Origin of the sequence: Kitasatospora sp. NBC_01287, from assembly GCF_026340565.1 — a bacterium.
Taxonomy (GTDB): domain Bacteria; phylum Actinomycetota; class Actinomycetes; order Streptomycetales; family Streptomycetaceae; genus Kitasatospora.
Window position 1 is genome coordinate 2,579,642 of sequence record NZ_JAPEPB010000001.1, and the last position, 15,064, is coordinate 2,594,705.

Below are 15,064 nucleotides of genomic sequence, written 5' to 3' on the forward strand. Positions count from 1 at the left end.
TGTTCTGGCCGATGTTGGCGGTCGGCAGGCCTGACGATCTGTCGAGACCCAGCCACCGAGGTCGGATGAGCGGAGGTGGACTGCCCCTAGCCCGGCGTGGGGTTGCCACGGGACAGCTCGCCCATCAGTTGTGAGGATGCGATGGCCCGCACTGGCCGAGGCCGACCGATGGAGAACGGCTTCCCTGACGCGGCAGGCCCCGGAGTCTAGGCGGCGGACGGCAGGTCCGGCGCGGAGGCAGAGATGTGGTCGGCGAGCTGATGGGGTGGGCCTTGGGTGATGATCTGGCCGAGGATGCCGGCGACGGTGATATGCCCAGCGGCGATCATCGCGGTGGCGACCCTGCGGCCGAGCCGCCTGTGCGGGGACCGGGGCGGTCTGCGGTGAGTGCGGGGCGCGCGGACGTCGGGTGCGCCCAGCTGCCGGTCCGGTAACGCAGCCACCGGACCGGGCTGGAAGACGTGCCGAGCGCCGCACTCGAACCAGACGGATTTGCTACTGGCCGCCTCGTCGACGTTCACGCCCCACGAATTGGAGAGCGCCTTGACCAGGTTGAGACCTCGACCACTCTCCAGGCCTGGGTCGGACTCCTCGCAGGGAACAGGCAGTTCGGCGCTCTGGTCGGCGACTTCGACGCGGACGACGGTGCCGCCCCATGTCGCGGTGACGATCGCCGCCCTCCTGGTGTGGATGACCGCATTGTTGATCACCTCGCCGGCGAGCAGCTCGAGGTCTTCGAGACGGTCCGGTGGGAGATCGAGACCCCAGCGGCTGATGCCGTCGAGGAGAAGACGCCGAGTCTCGGCGGCGTCCTCCAACGTCGGCGCAACGTGCAGAACCAGCGTCAGCGGCTGGCGTGGTGTTAACGGAGCGCCCGGGTACGGGGCAGGGCGCAGTGACTCATTCATGGGAAACCCCCGGTGAGCGCACAGGCTTGGATCACCGAGAGTGTGGCGTAGGCCACCGCCGGTGAGTGCTCTGCTACGTTCCCGCACCTGGGGCGGATTTGCAACAGACACCACCACCGATAATTGTCGGTCATAGCGAACTGGCGTTCAGCGCCTGGAGGCGGCAGACTTGACGCGGCATCAGTGACAGCTGGTAAGGGTGGGTCATGGACGACGAGGCGACGAACGAAGAGCAGGACGAACGCCCTGCCGGCGTGCCATTCCTCCGGCACCTACTCGGCGGCCGGCTCCGGAGAATTCGCGACAACCACGGGCTCAGCCGCAAACAGCTCGGCGATGCGCTCGGCCTGTCGTCCGCGATCATCCAGCGCCTGGAGACCGGCCGGAACATCATCAAGGTTCACGACGTGAACTCCTGGGTCGCGCAGTTCGGTCTGGACCCAGCCACCACCACCTCGCTCCGGGCCATGGCCAAGGAGTCCAAAGAGCACGGCTGGTGGGCAGAGGAGGATGTTCACCCGCAGTTCGGAGCCCTGGTCGAAGCCGAGAGGCTCGCCAGACGCATCCAGAACTGGGAACCCAACATCCTGCCTGGCCTGCTGCAGACCGCCGAGTACACCAAGGCGGTCATCTCCGGCGAGCGCTTCCTGCTGAAAGACGACGTTCCCCTGCCGCTCGACAAGGCTCTCGCACGCGCCGAGCGACGCAAGCTGGTCCTGTTCGCGGAGGACTCGCCGGAGGGCTGGTTCATCATCGGCGAGAGCGCTCTGCGCATGCGGGTCGGCAACGCCGACCTGATGCGGGCCCAGGTCCAGCACCTGATCGAAGTGTGCGAGAACAAGAACGTCAGGATCCAGGTACTTACCGAGAACTCCGGCTACCACGTCGGGGCGGCCGGCAGCTTCGCCGTCTACCTGTTCAGCGACCTGCCGGGCGACGGCGTCGCCTACACCGAGCTGGACATGGCATTCAAGGACCAGCCGGCGAAGCTCGCCCGCCACACCCGCAAGTTCCAGCTACTGACGTCCCAGGCTCTCGACCCACAGGCGAGCCGGTCATACTTGCAGGCAACCCTGACGGACAAAGAGAGTTGGGGCAACTGAAAGGATGACCATGCACGACGGCACCACCCTCGACCAGGGCGGTTACGGCTGGCGCAAGTCCAGCTACTCGGCCGGGGAGAACGGCAACTGCGTCGAGGTCGGCCTCACCCTGGCCGGCAAGACCCTGGCCCGTGACAGCAAGGAGAACGGTCGCGGTCCGGTCCTGGAGTTCGAGCCCGGCCCGTTCCAGGACTTCGTCAACGCCGTCAAGGCGGAGGAGTTCCCGGCCCAGCCGTAACGGGTGAATAGGTGGGTGGGCGGACCCTGACGACGGTAGCGCCAAGGTCCACCCACCCACCTGCATACCATCCGGTCGCGACAAGGAGCGCAAGTGCTCCTCACCACAAATCCGGCATGGATACCGTAACCGTCAACTGACGCATAGTCAGCCCTGGGGCCCCTGGGTCAAACCCAGCACCAACCGTCTCCGGGGGGAGTTGACGATGCCCGGCTCCACCACGCAGCCACCCGATCAGGGCACCTGTCGGCTGACACAAGTCCAGCCACTTCGCCAGCGAGAACAGCGACTGCGCCGAGGCCAGCCGCCCCGGCCGACACGACCCCGTCCGACGCCCTCAGCATCACCGTGGTGGTGGCAGACCCGACCAGCCCCCTCCTGCCCCTCGCCCTGCCACTCGAAGGCCGACCAAGGTCGCTCTCCCCCGCCTGGGTCAAGCAGCGACAGCCGGCGCATCGTTCACGAGCAGAAACCGCTGGAGTTCCGCCTTCCGGACCCGGTACTCAGCACCCAGTTGCAGAACGTCGCATGGGTACTGACCGGTCCTGGCCAGCCGGTAGCCAGTGGAACGACTGATCGACAGCAGCTCGTTGGCCACCGACAAGCGGATGGCCGGCGGCAGCACAGCGATTCGATGCCGAACGCTCGAATCATCAAGCCCGAGCACGCGGAGCAGGGCCGCAGTAACGACCCGGTACTGGTCTCCGACGCGGACGACGGCGCAGGGGTACATGCCTTCCCGGAGAAGCCGGTACCCCGTGGAACGAGTCAGTGACAGAAGCCGGTGCGCATCGGCAACGAGGAGCGCGGGCGGGAGCTGCTCAAGGGCGTCGCGCGAGAACCGCCTCACGTTGGCGGCAGCAACGATCGCTTCTTTCATGGCAACCCTTCCTACGCCGAACGTTCTCTGTGAGAGAACCTTCTATCACAGTTGCTGGAAAAGCAGCACCTATCCAAGTTACATTGCTTCTCATGACGCAGACGCCCACTCCTAGCGCCCTTACCCTCCGGGTGGGTGAGGCCATTCGAGCGGGCCGGGCCCGCAAGAACTTCAGTGCGCCCCAGCTCGCAACCCTCTGCGCTGATCTTGGGGTGCCCATCCCCAAGACTGGCATCAACAAGATCGAAACCGGCCTTCGCGGCAGCCTCAAGCTGGAGGAGGCCATCGCCATCGCCCATGCTCTCGACATGCCACTGGTCTCGCTCATCGTCCCGCTCGGCGGCCCCGAGGTCGACCTGCTGCCCAACCTACGGCTTGCTGCCTGGGACGCGGCGAAGCTGATCACCGGCGAGGATTCCGCCGACAGCGAGCCCGAGGGAAGCCCTCGCGCCATCCTGGAGATGTTCCGCGAGCACGAGGTCGACGTCCGGACGGCGCTGATCTCCACCCGCGGGGCTCGCGATTGGCGGGCACAGGCAGGCAAGTCCCCCATCGGCTCACAGCGATACGAGGAACTCTCCCGGCAGACCACCGAGTTCGAGCGGCTCGCACACGGAGACTGCCAACGCCTGCTGCACACTCGCGAACGGATGCGCGTTCTCGACATCTGTCCAGCTCCGCTGCCGGACGAGCTCGACTTCATCGACCCGGACACAACCCGCCCAGCCAACAGCTAACTCGTCCTTCCCACACGCAGCTGACCCGCCCCGAGGAACGTCAACATGCTCCCTCCCGACACACACCGCAGCGCTTCTCCCGTTCCCCGGCAAGGTGCTTGCCGCGTGAGTGCCATGCCGTCCGCTGGCAGCCCGGCCGCAGTTCCTCAGGACCACACGAGCACGCCGGCCACCGTCGACCTTCTCCACAGCGGCTGGTACACCGCCGAGGAACTCGCGCCGCTCCTGAAGGTCGATCCGTCGACGCTCCGCCGCTGGCGCAGTGCAAAGCCTCCGCAAGGGCCCCCCTTCGTCCGTCTCGCCAACCGAACCGTTGTCTACTCCATCCCCGACACACAGGCATGGCTCATGTCTCAACGAACAGTCCCCGCAACACCGGAGGCCGCGTAGCTTGGCTGACAGCCCCGTGATCGTCCCGATCGCGATCGACCTGACCGACGATATCGAGTTCCGCGCGGACCGGCGCCCCGACTTCCGCTACCGCGCGCGGGTACGTTGGTGGGACCCCAAGGGCGGCGGGCGGAAGTCGCTGTCCAACTCCGTTGCCTCAGAGGACGAGGCGAAGGACTGGATCAGCCGCCTTCGCAAGGCGGCCAAGCGCGGAATCGCTCCGTCGCTCTCGAACGTGACGTTGGCCGACTACGGGGACGAGAACTGGAACCTGGCCATGCGAGGTCTGGAACCGAAGACCCTCGACCCCTACCGGGCAGGCTGGAAGCTGCGCGTCGTCCCGACAATGGGTCATGTCCCGGTGGTCTCGATGACCAACGGGATCACCGACCGGGCCCTTCACGCCTGGATCTCCGACGAGGTCGGCAAGTCCTCCGTCAAGAACACCCTTGCACCCCTTGTCCGGATCATGGAGCAGGCCCGTCGCGACGGCCTCATCGATATCAACCCCTGCCGGATGACCGGCTGGCAGTCCCTGTACAAGGAGTTCGAGGACGAGCTGGACAACCCGCGCGCTCTCGCTCTGCCCGGCTGGGATGCCCTCGACGCCCTCGCCGAGGCGCTCGTTGCCCGCTCCCACGGCACCTACCGGATCTGGGGCGACGTCGTTCGCTTCGCTGCCTGCACCAGCGCTCGCATCGGCGAGGTCTCCGGTGTCCGGGTCCAGGACATCAACCGCTTCGACTGGACCTGGGACCTGAGCCGGCAGACCACCCCCAGCCCCGGTGGGCTGGTCGACAAGGGCACCAAGGGCAAGCGGCGCCGCACCGTCCCGATCATCGAGGAGATCCGCGACATGGTGACCTGGCGACTCGCCGTCGTCGGAAACGACCCGATGGCACGGCTGTTCACCGGCCCACGCGGTGGCCGCCTCAGCACGGCAGTGCTCCGTGACGCCACCCACTGGGATGAGGTTGTCACTGCGCTGGGCTACCCCTGGCTGCGCCGCCACGGCCTGCGGCACACCGGCCTCACCTGGCTCGCCGACGCCGGCGTGCGCGTGCATGTCCTCCAGCGAATCGCCGGACACGGGCAGATCACCACGACCCAGCGTTACCTCCACCCGTCACACGCTGACTACATCGAGGCTGGCAACAAGCTGAGCACCCACCTCAGCGCGGGCCGCGAGACCCCGTCGGCGGAACCCGAACCCACGCTTCCCGCCCGCCGCCTGTACGTCGTCCGCTGAGTATCCCGTGCTGGCGGACACCCGCCCGGGGCCCGCCTGCACGGCCGTTCCGCGCGGATCGTCCCGGCAGTCGCAAGGAGCAGACGGCCGAAGTGGCCGGGCGCTCCGGTGGCTTCATACGGAAGGTGCTGCTCAGCCGAGGGCCTCCTCAGTGATCAGGCCCCAGCTGGGACGTGGTTCGCCGACCGGGTGCACGAGGGTCAGCAGGCGGCCTTCGAGGAACAGGTCGAGCCGGTGCCCCGTCTCGGCGGCCAGGCGGTGGCGCTGGGCACGGAGGTCCACGGGGACGCGCTCACCGAGCACCCCAACCAGCACCTCGTAGCGCGCGGGGCCGACGGCGTCCGTCTTGAGCCAGGTCCCCCGCACCGGCACGCCGCTGAGCTTGCCCAGCGGGTCCTCCTCTCGGCCGAAGGCCCGGTCCATCGCTGCCTCGACCACCCGCCGGGCACGGTCGGCCGAGGTCCCGCCACCGCGGGCCGCCGCCCCCAGCGGGTCAGCCTCCAGATCCTCCAGTGAGAAGGACCGGCCTGTCGGCACCTGAATCATGCGCCGCAGAGGGGCGGTTCCGCTCACTCCGGCGACCGGCGTGCCTGGGGCTTCGGCCTCCGATACGTCCTGGAAGACGACCTGTTCGATGTAGTCCTCCGAATCCGTCTCCCTCCGCCGACGGGAGTCGGACCGCGGGACGCGGAAGCGCCAGGGCTGCTGGCTGCCGGGCTTCTCGATCCATCCGGTCTTCAGGCCGGCCGAGGCAGGAGAGTCCTCGGGCAGGAAGATGTCGACGTAGACGCCGCCCGTGCCGAGCCACACCCAGCTCATGAAGTAGTCGTGGCCGCCGTGCTTCGCGGACCAGGTGGCGAGCTTCTGCAGGCGCAAGCGCTGGTCCGCAGTCCCCTTGCCTGCCGGGAGCATCTGCTTGGTGTTTCGGCGCCGGCCGCGCGCCTCGCCGGCGAGCGGGCCGGCGGCGAGGTCGTACAGCAGGTCCGGCCGGACGCCAGTCCTGGCGTAAGCGCCCAGGAGCTTGTCGGGCAGCACGTCAAAGCTGCTGAGCCCGTCCGTGCCGGACTTCCAGTCGAACAGGGTCTCGCTGACGGCGGTCATGACGCCGAGCCCGGTGCACTCGCTGACGAAGCGTCGGATGTGCCCGGAACTGGAGTCGAGTGCACCGCAGTCGACCCCGAGCGGCCCCGGTCCGGCGCCCCCGCTCAGGTAGCTGAGTAGGAGGCTGATCTCGTGGTCGCGCACGCGCTGGTCGACTGTGCGGCGCAAGTCGCAGGCCAGGGCGTTGATGTTGGCCAGCGCGGCCAGCGACACCGGGAGCGGGCCTTGGCCTATCTCGACTGCCTGGACCGCCTCCGGCCCGGCGGGGCCCTTCTCGACCGTGAAGCGCCAGACCCTGGCGTGCACCGTACTCATGGGCGAAGCCTACGGCCGCCCCACGACAGCCCAGCCGGCCGACGATGCCTGCCCGCTTGTGGAAAGTGAATAGCGGTACAGGAGCGTACTGGTGAGGCCTGACTCGGCTGACGGGCATGCGTTCCGGGACGAGGAAAGGCGGACAGCCGATCCCTGACGCCGGGTCGGACGTTCTCCAGACCCGAAAGGGAGCTCGCTTCCCGCACTCGCTCGGCGCTTCGTGGCGCGGGCTCGCGGAATCACCGCGAGAATTTGTCGGGGAAGGTGCTCATGCGGCTTTCCCCGCAGCTATTCTGACCGGGAGGGGACAGATGGGTCTTCGGCCGACTGGTCCCCTGGAGCAGCTCCTCACGACCCGCCCGGACAGCGCTGGTCCCCAGCTGGTCCCCAGCAAGATCGTTCAGAGGCGTTCGCAGGTGGCTCGTTTCACTGACGGGGCGTCATGCAAAAGGCCGCTGGCCTGGGCGTTAACCCGGCCAGCGGCCTTTCCGACTCACGTCGGGACGACAGGATTTGAACCTGCGACCCCTTGACCCCCAGTCAAGTGCGCTACCAAGCTGCGCCACGTCCCGTGGTCTCGCCGCCTCACCCGGGGGTTCGGCTTCTCGACCCTGTCCCCGGTGTCCCGGTGACGTGGAAAACAATACAGCACGGCGAGGGGTGCTCGCTGCCAGGTTCCGGCGCAGGTCACATGGTGGGTGGCGAGGCTTCTCGCGAGGCCTGGTGAGTGGGCGGGCGGGTGGGCGGGCGCCCGGGTGAGGGTGGGGTCAGGGGGTCACGGGCTCGGGTGGCGGGCGTCGTAGCGGAGGAAGGCGGGGCGGCGGGCAGCCAGCAGGAGGACGGCGGCGACGCAGGCGAGGCCGCCGGAGATCACCGAGACCATGGGGGTGGTGAAGGCGGCGACGGTGCCGGACTCGAAGTCGCCGAGGCGGGGGCCGCCGGCGACGACCACGATGAAGATGCCCTGCAGCCGGCCGCGCATCTCGTCGGGGGCGGCGACCTGCATCATCGTGTTTCGGAAGATCATGCTGACGGTGTCCGCGCAGCCGGCCACCGCGAGCAGGGCCAGGCCGAGCCAGAGGTGGCCCGAGGTGAGGCCGAAGGCGGCGATGGACAGGCCCCAGGCGATCACGGCGGCGAGGATGGCCGCGCCGTGGCGGTGCACCCGGGAGACCCAGCCGGAGAAGAGCGCGCCGGAGAGCGCGCCGACAGCGGGGGCGGCGACCAGGAGGCCGACAGTGCCGGCGTGGCCGCCGTAGAAGCCGACGGCGAGGGCCGGGAAGAGCGAGCGCGGCAGGCCGAAGATCATCGCGGCCAGGTCGGCCAGGAAGCTGGTCCGCAGGTTGGGCTGCTCGCGCAGGAAGCGCAGACCGTCCAGGACGGAGGCCCGTCGGCCGTCGCGGGCGCCGTCCGGGCGCATCGACGGCAGCCGCCACATCGCGTAGAGCGTGGCGGCGAAGGCGACGGTGTCGACCAGGTAGGCGGACTGGCTGCCGTACGCGCCGATCAGCAGGCCGCCGAGCATCGGGCCGACCGTCATGCCCAGGTTCATGCTGACGGTGTTGAGCGCGTTGGCGGCCGGCAGCTGCTCGGCGGGCAGCAGGCGCGGGATCATCGAGGACCGGGCCGGCGAGGAGACGGCGAAGAAGGCGCCTTGGAGCGCCACCGCGATGTAGAGCAGTGCGACCTGGCGCAGGTCCAGCAGGGCCTGCGCGGCCAGCAGCGCGGAAACGAGGGCCAGGCCGGCCGAGCCGATCAGGCCGAGCTTGCGACGGTCCACGCTGTCCGCGACCGCCCCGCCGTAGAGGCCGAAGGCGACCAGCGGGACGAACGAGCACAGGCCCACCGCCCCGGTCGCGAAGCTGGATCCGGTGAGGGCGTACACCTGCACGGAGACCGCGACGGCGGTCATCTGCTGGCCGATCGAGGAGACGGACTGGCCGAACCAGATCCGCCGGTAGTCGGCGCTGGCGCGCAGCGGGGTGAGGTCGGCGACCGCACCGCGGAGCAGCCGGCGCGCCCGGCCGACGGACGCGACCCGCGCTCCGGGGACGGAGTCGGCTGCGGCTGCGGCTGCGGCTTCGCCGGCCGCACCAGCCGTGGGCGGGGAAGAAGAGGTGGGATGATTGGTCGACACAGCGACCTATCGTCACCCCTGCTCCCCCGCGACCGACCACCGGGGTCTTGATCAGCGGCTCGGGCCGCCCGCGGTGCCCGTCACCCCCGCAGGACCGCCTTCTCCCCGGCCCGGACCGCGATCGGCAGCCGGTTGCCGGGCGGCGGGAACGGGCAGATGAAGTGGTCCGCGAAGGCGCACGGCGGCAGGTAGGCGCGGTTCAGGTCCAGCACGGTGCGGCCCTCGGCGTCCGGCGGGGGCAGCGTGATGAAGCGGAAGCGGTAGGTGTCGTGCCCGCTGCTCGCGTCGGCGATCACGCCGCTCAGCCGGTCCCCGCCGGAGCTCACGGTCACCGTGTACTCCTCGCCGGCCAGCTGGAAGGCGACCTGCCCGGTGACTGCGAGCGGCCGTTCGCGACCGTCGGCGTTCGGGACCGTGACCGTGCGCTCCCCGGTCTCGTAGGGGGTGAAGACGGCCGGCACGGACCACTCCGGCGCGTAGGGGTAGGCGGCGATACCGGCGAAGCGCGCGCGACCCTCGGCGTCTGGGTCGAAGACGCGCAGCGCGAGCTCGCCCTCGCGCTCGATCGGGATCAGCAGCACCTCCCCGAACCGTGCCGTGCCGGGCTCGGCGTGCGTGTCGGGGTGCAGCAGCGCCTCGCCGTCGACCACCGCCTCCACCGCGCCCGCCCGCAGGCCCTCGGCGGCGGCCGCGACCACCCGGACGCCGGACCCGTCGGCCGCCGCGGACCAGCGGCCGGGAACGCCGGGTATCTCGACCGGCTCCGCGGGCTCGGGCTCCAGCCAGTGCGTGCCGATGAGCGCGAGCATGCCGTGCGGCGCGCTCACGGACGCCTTGCGGGCGTCGGTCCAGCGCTGCCACTCCTCGGCATCGGTCGTCATGAGCAACTCCCCTTGTTGTTCTTCCTGTTGTTCAGTTGGCTGTTCAGTTGGCTGTTCACGCGGCAGCTCACCGACAGCTCACCCGCCGCCCGCTCGCCGCCCGCCGACGGTGCGTCAGCTCTCCCTCAACGGTCGGAAGAGCCCCTCCTGCACCACCGACACGACCAGTTGCCCGTTCCGGTCGAAGATCTGACCCCGGGCGAGGCCGCGGGCGCCGTGCGCGATCGGCGACTCCTGCTGGTAGAGCAGCCACTCGTCGGCGCGGAACGGGCGGTGGAACCACATCGCGTGGTCGAGCGAGGCCATGTCGAAGTTGCGCTGGCCCCAGAGCGGCTCGACAGGGGCGCGGACCGAGTCCAGCAGGGTCATGTCGCTGGCGTAGGTCAGGGCGCAGACGTGGATCAGCGGGTCGTCCGGCAGAGCGCCGTTGGTGCGCAGCCAGACGCCGCTGCGCGGCTGCACGCCGGCCAGCTCTTCCTGGGTCCAGCGCAGCCGCTCGACGTAGCGGATGTCGAACGGCTGGCGGCGGCTGATGAACGGCGGCAGCTCACCGAGCCGGGCGCCGACCTCGTCCAGCGCGCTGGGCAGCTCCTCGGGGCCGGGCACGTCGGGCATCGGCTCCTGGTGCTCGATCCCGCCGGGCTCGGCGACGTGGAAGTCGGCGGTCAGCGCGAAGATCGTGCGGCCGCCCTGGATGGCGAGGACCCGCCGGGTGGTGAACGAGCGTCCGTCCCTGGTCCGCTCGACCTGGTAGACGATCGGGACGCCGGGAACGCCGGGGCGCAGGAAGTACGCGTGCAGCGAGTGCACGGGGCGGTCATCGCCGGTCGTCCGGCCGGCCGCGACCAGGGCCTGGCCCGCCACCTGCCCGCCGAAGGTCCGCTGCAGCGACTCCTCGGGGCTGCGGCCGCGGAAGATGTTGAGCTCGATCTGCTCCAGATCCAGCAGGTCGACTAGCTGATCGACAGGCGTTCCCATGGTGTGCGTCCTCTCCAACGGGCACGCCGGAGGAGCCGGCGGCATACCGCTGCTGTCTAGCTGGAAGGCTGTCGGCCCCCGGGGAATTCCCGCAGGTCGGCGGCGCCGACGGTACCGGAAGGTCCGGCGGCCGACCGTGGCGGCCCACCAACGGCCCACCAACGGCCCCGCTTGTCCCTCACCTGGCCCCGCCCGCCCTCGCTCATCCCCGCGCCCCCACGCGAACCCGGCCCCTGCTCAGACCAGCCCCGACTGCCGCACCGTGACGTTGAGCCGCCCGATCAGCGGCGGGCCTGGCTCGCCGAGCCGCAGCGCGGGGTCGGCGCTGCCGGGCACGGTGCGCGGCACCCCGTGGTAGGCGTAGCGCGCGGGGCCGCCGAAGACCAGCAGGTCACCGCTGCGCAGCTCGACGTCCGTCCACGGCCGGGTCCTGGTCTCGGCGTTGCCGAGCCGGAAGACGCAGGAGTCACCCAGCGAGAGCGAGACCACGGGGGCGTCGACCCGCTCCTCCAGGTCCTGGTGCGGGCCCATCCGGGCGCCGGCCGGGTAGTGGTTCAGCAGCGCGACGTCGGGCGCGTACCCGGGCGCCGCGGTGGCCGGACCGCCCCCGCCCCCGTCGCTGCTCCTGCCCCCGTACGCGTCACCCATGTACGCGTCACCCGTGTCCGCACCGCCCCCGTACGCACCGCCCCCGTACGCCGCCGCGACGGCTCGCCGCGCGAGGGAGTCGAGCAGCGCGGGGAACGGCTTGACCGGGGCGCCGTCACCGTCGTGCACGTACCGGCTGTACGCGTACGGGAACCAGTGCCGGGCGCAGCCCTCGGCGGCCTTGCGCGCGGCGCCGCAGGTCGGGCAGCGGGCCACGACGCCCCAGTGCCAGCCGAGGCAGACCTGACGGACCGACATCTCAGCGCCACCGGGCAGCCGGACCGTCCGCAGCCCGGCGGGCGGACGGGCCCACTCCCGGCAGGCGGCGACCAGTTCACGCTGCTCGGCCGGGGCCAGCCAGTCGGGGAGCAGGACGGCGCCGGGCGCGAGGTCGGCCCGCTCCCGCCCGAACAGCTCGCCGCTCACCGCCCGCCCCGCTCCGGGGACGGCAGCTCCGGGGACGGCAGCTCCGGGGACGGCAGCGCCGGGGACGGCAGCGCCGGCGGCGTCCCGTCCCGCAACGGCCTCCCGTCCCGCGGCGGCAGCGCGGCCCGCATCCGCTCCCGGGTCGGCATCGCGGTGCGCGCGCCGGTGCGCTCGACGCTCAGTGCGGCGGCCCGGACCGCGAACCGCGCCGCCTCGATCAGGGACCGCCCCTCCGCCAGCGCGACCGCCAGCGCCCCGCAGAAGGTGTCCCCGGCACCGGTGGTGTCGACCGCGCGCACCACGGGGGCGGCGACCAGCTCGCTCACCTCGCCGTCGCGGACCAGCGCGCCCTCGGCACCGAGCGTGACCACCACCCGCGCGCAGGGCAGGCCGGCGGCCAACCGCGCCACGTCGGCCGCGTCCCGCACCGCGCTGTCGGGGACGCCGCAGAGCCGGGCCAGCTCGGTCCGGTTGGGCACCAGCACATCGACCAGGGGCCAGAGCTCGTCCGGCAGACCCGAACCCCCGCGGCCCTCCCCGGCCCCCGCAGCGGTCCCCGCCCCGGCCCCCGCAGCGGTCCCCGCCCCAGCCCCAACCACGGGCTCCGGGGCCGGGGCCGGCGCCGGCGCCGGCGCCGGGTTGAGGACGAACCTGCCGCGGGCCGCCCGGGCGGCCGCGAGCACCGCCGGGAGCGGGATCTCCAGTTGCGCGACCACGACGGCCGCCGCCGCCAGCAGGTCCCGGGCCTCCTGGACAGCGGCGGCACCGAGTTCGGCGTTGGCCCCGGGCGAGACGACCACGCAGTTCTCCGCCCGCCGGTCGACCAGGACGACGGCCTGACCTGGCGGGCCCTCGAACGCGGCGAGGCGGCTGACGTCGACGCCTTCCGCGGCCAGCTCCCGGCGCAGCTCGGCGCTGTCCGCGTCCGTGCCGACGGCACCGACCAGGGCCACGGACCGGCCGAGCCGGGCCGCGGCGACGGCCTGGTTCGCGCCCTTGCCGCCGCCCAGGCGGATGATCGGACCGCCCCGCACCGTCTCCCCCGGCACGGGGAGCGAGGCGACCTCGATCACCTGGTCGAGATTGACGCTGCCCACCACCACGATGTCCACGTCCACCCGACCAGCATTCCACCCTCGGCCCACGCCGAGGCCGCGACGTCCGTACCTGCCGCACCAAGGCCGCGCCATCCGGTACCGGACGCCCCCGGCCTCAGCGCCCCCGCGCTCCCCCCAGCAGCCCCAGCTCGTGCGCGCATTCGGACCAGGCCTGCCAGCCCTGCTCCCGCAGGATCTCCCGCGCCACGGTGATCTGCTGCCGCCGGCTCGCCAGGTCGGGGCGGCTCGCGTAACCGAGGCCGCCCGCCTCCTGCCAGGTCGGCGGCCAGATCTGCAGGCCGCCGTAGTAGCCGTTGCCGGTGTCGGCGCTCCAGTCGCTGTCGCTCTCGCAGTCGGCGATCTGGTCCCAGGTCGCGTCGGTGACCGGGGCCGGCCGTGGAGCGGGACCGGAAGTGGAGCCGGAGCCGGGGTCGGGGGCCGGGCCGCTCGCGAGCACGAAGGCGGCGCCGCAGAGCATTCCGACTATTCGGGGCTTGATACCACGCATCCTCCGACTGTCGCCGAGCCGGTCACCGCCCCGCGACCGGTCCTCACCCGGGCTACGCCATCAGGGCACCCCGGCACCGCCCCCACCCCGCCCCAGCACCACGCCCCAACGCGACCGACCGCCGTCCCCATGGGGACGGCGGTCGGTGTCGTGTCGCACCCGCTCCGGGGCCGCTGACGCGGTGCGCCGAGCATCACGTCAAGCAGATCGCCGAACGGTGTGTCAAGCGGTGCGCCGAACGGTCCGTCAAACGGCTCACCGGACGACGTGTCAGAAGGAGAGCACCTGGCCGGGCAGGATCAGGTCGGCGTCAGCGCCGATGACCTGGGCGTTCTTCTGGTAGAGCGTCTGCCAGTCGGTGCCGTGCGCGGCGGCGATGTCGCTCAGCGTGTCACCGCTCTGGACGGTGTAGCTGCCGGCGGCGGGCTTGGTGCCCTTGGTGGCCGGCTTGCCGCTGTTCGACTTGGGCGCCGGGGCCTGGGTCGGCTTCGACTTCTGGGCCGGGGTCGGCGCCTGGGTGGGGGCCTGGGCCGGGGCCTGCTGCTGCGCCGGAGCCTTCGGGGCCGGGGCCTGCTGCTGCGCGGCGGCCTTCGGAGCCGGGGTCTGAGCAGCCGGGGTCTGAGCAGCCGGAGCCTTGGCGACCGGGGCGGGGGCCGAGGTGTCGACGGCGGCGGGAGCGCCACCGGCGGTCAGGCCGGCCTTGACCGAGCAGACGGGCCAGGCGCCGGGGCCCTGGGAGGCCAGCACCTTCTCGGCGACGGCGATCTGCTGCGCCTCGGTGGCCATGTTGGCCTGCGGCGCGTACTGGGTGCCACCGAACGCGGCCCAGGTGGAGGAGGTGAACTGCAGGCCGCCGTAGAAGCCGTTGCCGCTGTTGATGCTCCAGTTGCCGGTGCTCTCGCACTGGGCGACGGCGTCCCAGGTCGAGGTCGAGGCGGCGGAGGCCGTGGAGGCCGTGACGAGGCCCGCCACCGGGACGACCGCCACAGCGGCCGCGCCCAGGACAGCCAGCCGCACGCGGTTGCGCTTGGTGGCGGTGGTGGTGGCAGCGGCGTTCTCGTTACGGAAAGTCATGGAATCCCTCTCGACTGCCCCGGGCGGACATGCGGAACCAAGCCCGTTACGGGGCCGGAATTCGCGCGTCGCGTCCTTGGGCGGCCGAGTACGTGTCCGACGTACCGCGCCGCCCCGGCCACTCCCACACGCCGCCGACTGGATCGAGTCGTCGGGCGGCGGACACCCGGTCGGGTGCGCTGGGGTGAACCCGGGTGGTGCTCGTTGCACCGGGGATGAAGCTAGGGGGCGGCGCTGTCCGGAATCAACCGATTCATGATCCGTTCAGGATCCCCCCAGGTCAGCGAGATGTTACCTGCGGTAACGATCAGCTACCCGGAAGATCGAATGTCCATTTTGGATGGTTTTGCACGACTCAAACCTCTTGTCCTCGTGACGCCGGTCACACATCGCC

Annotated in this window: 14 protein-coding genes and 1 tRNA gene; 4 read left to right on the plus strand and 11 right to left on the minus strand. The window is 71.1% G+C overall.

From position 1 onward, the window contains the following. Nucleotides 1-206: 206 nt before the first annotated feature. Complete coding sequence (locus tag OG455_RS10660) at nucleotides 207-908, minus strand: ATP-binding protein (protein WP_266292476.1); 702 nt, start codon at nucleotides 906-908, stop codon at nucleotides 207-209. A gap of 206 nt (nucleotides 909-1,114) precedes the next feature. On the opposite strand from OG455_RS10660, the gene OG455_RS10665 reads away from it, so the two are divergent. Both OG455_RS10665 and OG455_RS10670 read left to right on the plus strand, forming a co-directional pair. Further along, a complete protein-coding gene (locus OG455_RS10665; RefSeq protein ID WP_266292478.1) occupies nucleotides 1,115-2,011 on the plus strand; it encodes a helix-turn-helix transcriptional regulator in 897 nt (298 codons plus the stop codon). Between the two features lie 10 nt (nucleotides 2,012-2,021). Next, nucleotides 2,022-2,249 (plus strand): DUF397 domain-containing protein, encoded by a 228-nt coding sequence (locus OG455_RS10670; protein WP_323185455.1) that lies wholly within the window; start codon nucleotides 2,022-2,024, stop codon nucleotides 2,247-2,249. Nucleotides 2,250-2,682: 433 nt separating this feature from the next. Here OG455_RS10670 and OG455_RS42045 read toward each other — a convergent pair whose 3' ends face one another. After that, complete coding sequence (locus tag OG455_RS42045; RefSeq protein ID WP_323185456.1) at nucleotides 2,683-3,129, minus strand: hypothetical protein; 447 nt, start codon at nucleotides 3,127-3,129, stop codon at nucleotides 2,683-2,685. Nucleotides 3,130-3,221: 92 nt separating this feature from the next. Here OG455_RS42045 and OG455_RS10680 point away from each other — a divergent pair, with 92 nt between their 5' ends. Further along, nucleotides 3,222-3,866, plus strand: a complete 645-nt coding sequence (locus OG455_RS10680) for a helix-turn-helix domain-containing protein (RefSeq protein ID WP_266292482.1) — start codon at nucleotides 3,222-3,224, stop codon at nucleotides 3,864-3,866. A gap of 406 nt (nucleotides 3,867-4,272) precedes the next feature. After that, a complete protein-coding gene (locus OG455_RS10685; RefSeq protein ID WP_266292484.1) occupies nucleotides 4,273-5,505 on the plus strand; it encodes a tyrosine recombinase XerC in 1,233 nt (410 codons plus the stop codon). A 132-nt stretch (nucleotides 5,506-5,637) separates the two neighbouring features. Here the strand turns inward: OG455_RS10685 and OG455_RS10690 are convergent, their stop codons facing one another. The 9 genes from OG455_RS10690 to OG455_RS42055 all read right to left on the minus strand — a co-directional run bounded on the left by OG455_RS10690 (nucleotide 5,638) and on the right by OG455_RS42055 (nucleotide 14,670). Further along, the gene (locus OG455_RS10690) at nucleotides 5,638-6,921 is read right to left on the minus strand and encodes a hypothetical protein (RefSeq protein WP_266292486.1); all 1,284 of its coding nucleotides are present in this window, start codon (nucleotides 6,919-6,921) and stop codon (nucleotides 5,638-5,640) included. 498 nt (nucleotides 6,922-7,419) lie between these two features. Then, a tRNA-Pro gene (locus OG455_RS10695) sits at nucleotides 7,420-7,493 on the minus strand. Between the two features lie 203 nt (nucleotides 7,494-7,696). Next, nucleotides 7,697-8,932: an MFS transporter gene (locus OG455_RS10700; RefSeq protein ID WP_266300721.1), complete on the minus strand. Its 1,236-nt coding sequence runs from the start codon at nucleotides 8,930-8,932 to the stop codon at nucleotides 7,697-7,699. 206 nt (nucleotides 8,933-9,138) lie between these two features. Continuing rightward, nucleotides 9,139-9,939, minus strand: coding sequence for a DUF1684 domain-containing protein (locus OG455_RS10705; protein ID WP_266292488.1), 801 nt, complete (start codon nucleotides 9,937-9,939; stop codon nucleotides 9,139-9,141). A 114-nt stretch (nucleotides 9,940-10,053) separates the two neighbouring features. After that, entirely contained in the window at nucleotides 10,054-10,917 is an 864-nt protein-coding gene (locus OG455_RS10710; protein ID WP_266292490.1) for an acyl-CoA thioesterase II, read from the minus strand. Between the two features lie 237 nt (nucleotides 10,918-11,154). After that, on the minus strand, nucleotides 11,155-11,991 hold the full coding sequence (locus OG455_RS10715) for an alpha-ketoglutarate-dependent dioxygenase AlkB (RefSeq protein ID WP_266292492.1): 837 nt from the start codon (nucleotides 11,989-11,991) through the stop codon (nucleotides 11,155-11,157). Continuing rightward, nucleotides 11,988-13,109, minus strand: coding sequence for a ribokinase (locus OG455_RS10720; protein ID WP_266292494.1), 1,122 nt, complete (start codon nucleotides 13,107-13,109; stop codon nucleotides 11,988-11,990). The genes OG455_RS10715 and OG455_RS10720 overlap by 4 nt, the downstream gene beginning before the upstream one ends. A 94-nt stretch (nucleotides 13,110-13,203) precedes the next feature. Further along, nucleotides 13,204-13,596 (minus strand): transglycosylase family protein, encoded by a 393-nt coding sequence (locus OG455_RS42050; RefSeq protein ID WP_323185458.1) that lies wholly within the window; start codon nucleotides 13,594-13,596, stop codon nucleotides 13,204-13,206. Nucleotides 13,597-13,866: 270 nt separating this feature from the next. Further along, nucleotides 13,867-14,670: a transglycosylase family protein gene (locus tag OG455_RS42055; RefSeq protein WP_323185459.1), complete on the minus strand. Its 804-nt coding sequence runs from the start codon at nucleotides 14,668-14,670 to the stop codon at nucleotides 13,867-13,869. Nucleotides 14,671-15,064: the final 394 nt, after the last annotated feature.

Excerpts from the sequence above, each read along its gene's own strand:
- OG455_RS42045 (WP_323185456.1), bottom strand. The coding sequence starts at position 3,129 with ATGAAAGAAGCGATCGTTGCTGCCGCCAACGTGAGGCGGTTCTCGCGC.
- OG455_RS10670 (WP_323185455.1), top strand. The coding sequence starts at position 2,022 with ATGCACGACGGCACCACCCTCGACCAGGGCGGTTACGGCTGGCGCAAG.
- OG455_RS10660 (WP_266292476.1), bottom strand. The coding sequence starts at position 908 with ATGAATGAGTCACTGCGCCCTGCCCCGTACCCGGGCGCTCCGTTAACA.
- OG455_RS42055 (WP_323185459.1), bottom strand. The coding sequence starts at position 14,670 with ATGACTTTCCGTAACGAGAACGCCGCTGCCACCACCACCGCCACCAAG.
- OG455_RS10680 (WP_266292482.1), top strand. The coding sequence starts at position 3,222 with ATGACGCAGACGCCCACTCCTAGCGCCCTTACCCTCCGGGTGGGTGAG.
- OG455_RS10665 (WP_266292478.1), top strand. The coding sequence starts at position 1,115 with ATGGACGACGAGGCGACGAACGAAGAGCAGGACGAACGCCCTGCCGGC.
- OG455_RS10690 (WP_266292486.1), bottom strand. The coding sequence starts at position 6,921 with ATGAGTACGGTGCACGCCAGGGTCTGGCGCTTCACGGTCGAGAAGGGC.
- OG455_RS10705 (WP_266292488.1), bottom strand. The coding sequence starts at position 9,939 with ATGACGACCGATGCCGAGGAGTGGCAGCGCTGGACCGACGCCCGCAAG.
- OG455_RS10710 (WP_266292490.1), bottom strand. The coding sequence starts at position 10,917 with ATGGGAACGCCTGTCGATCAGCTAGTCGACCTGCTGGATCTGGAGCAG.
- OG455_RS42050 (WP_323185458.1), bottom strand. The coding sequence starts at position 13,596 with ATGCGTGGTATCAAGCCCCGAATAGTCGGAATGCTCTGCGGCGCCGCC.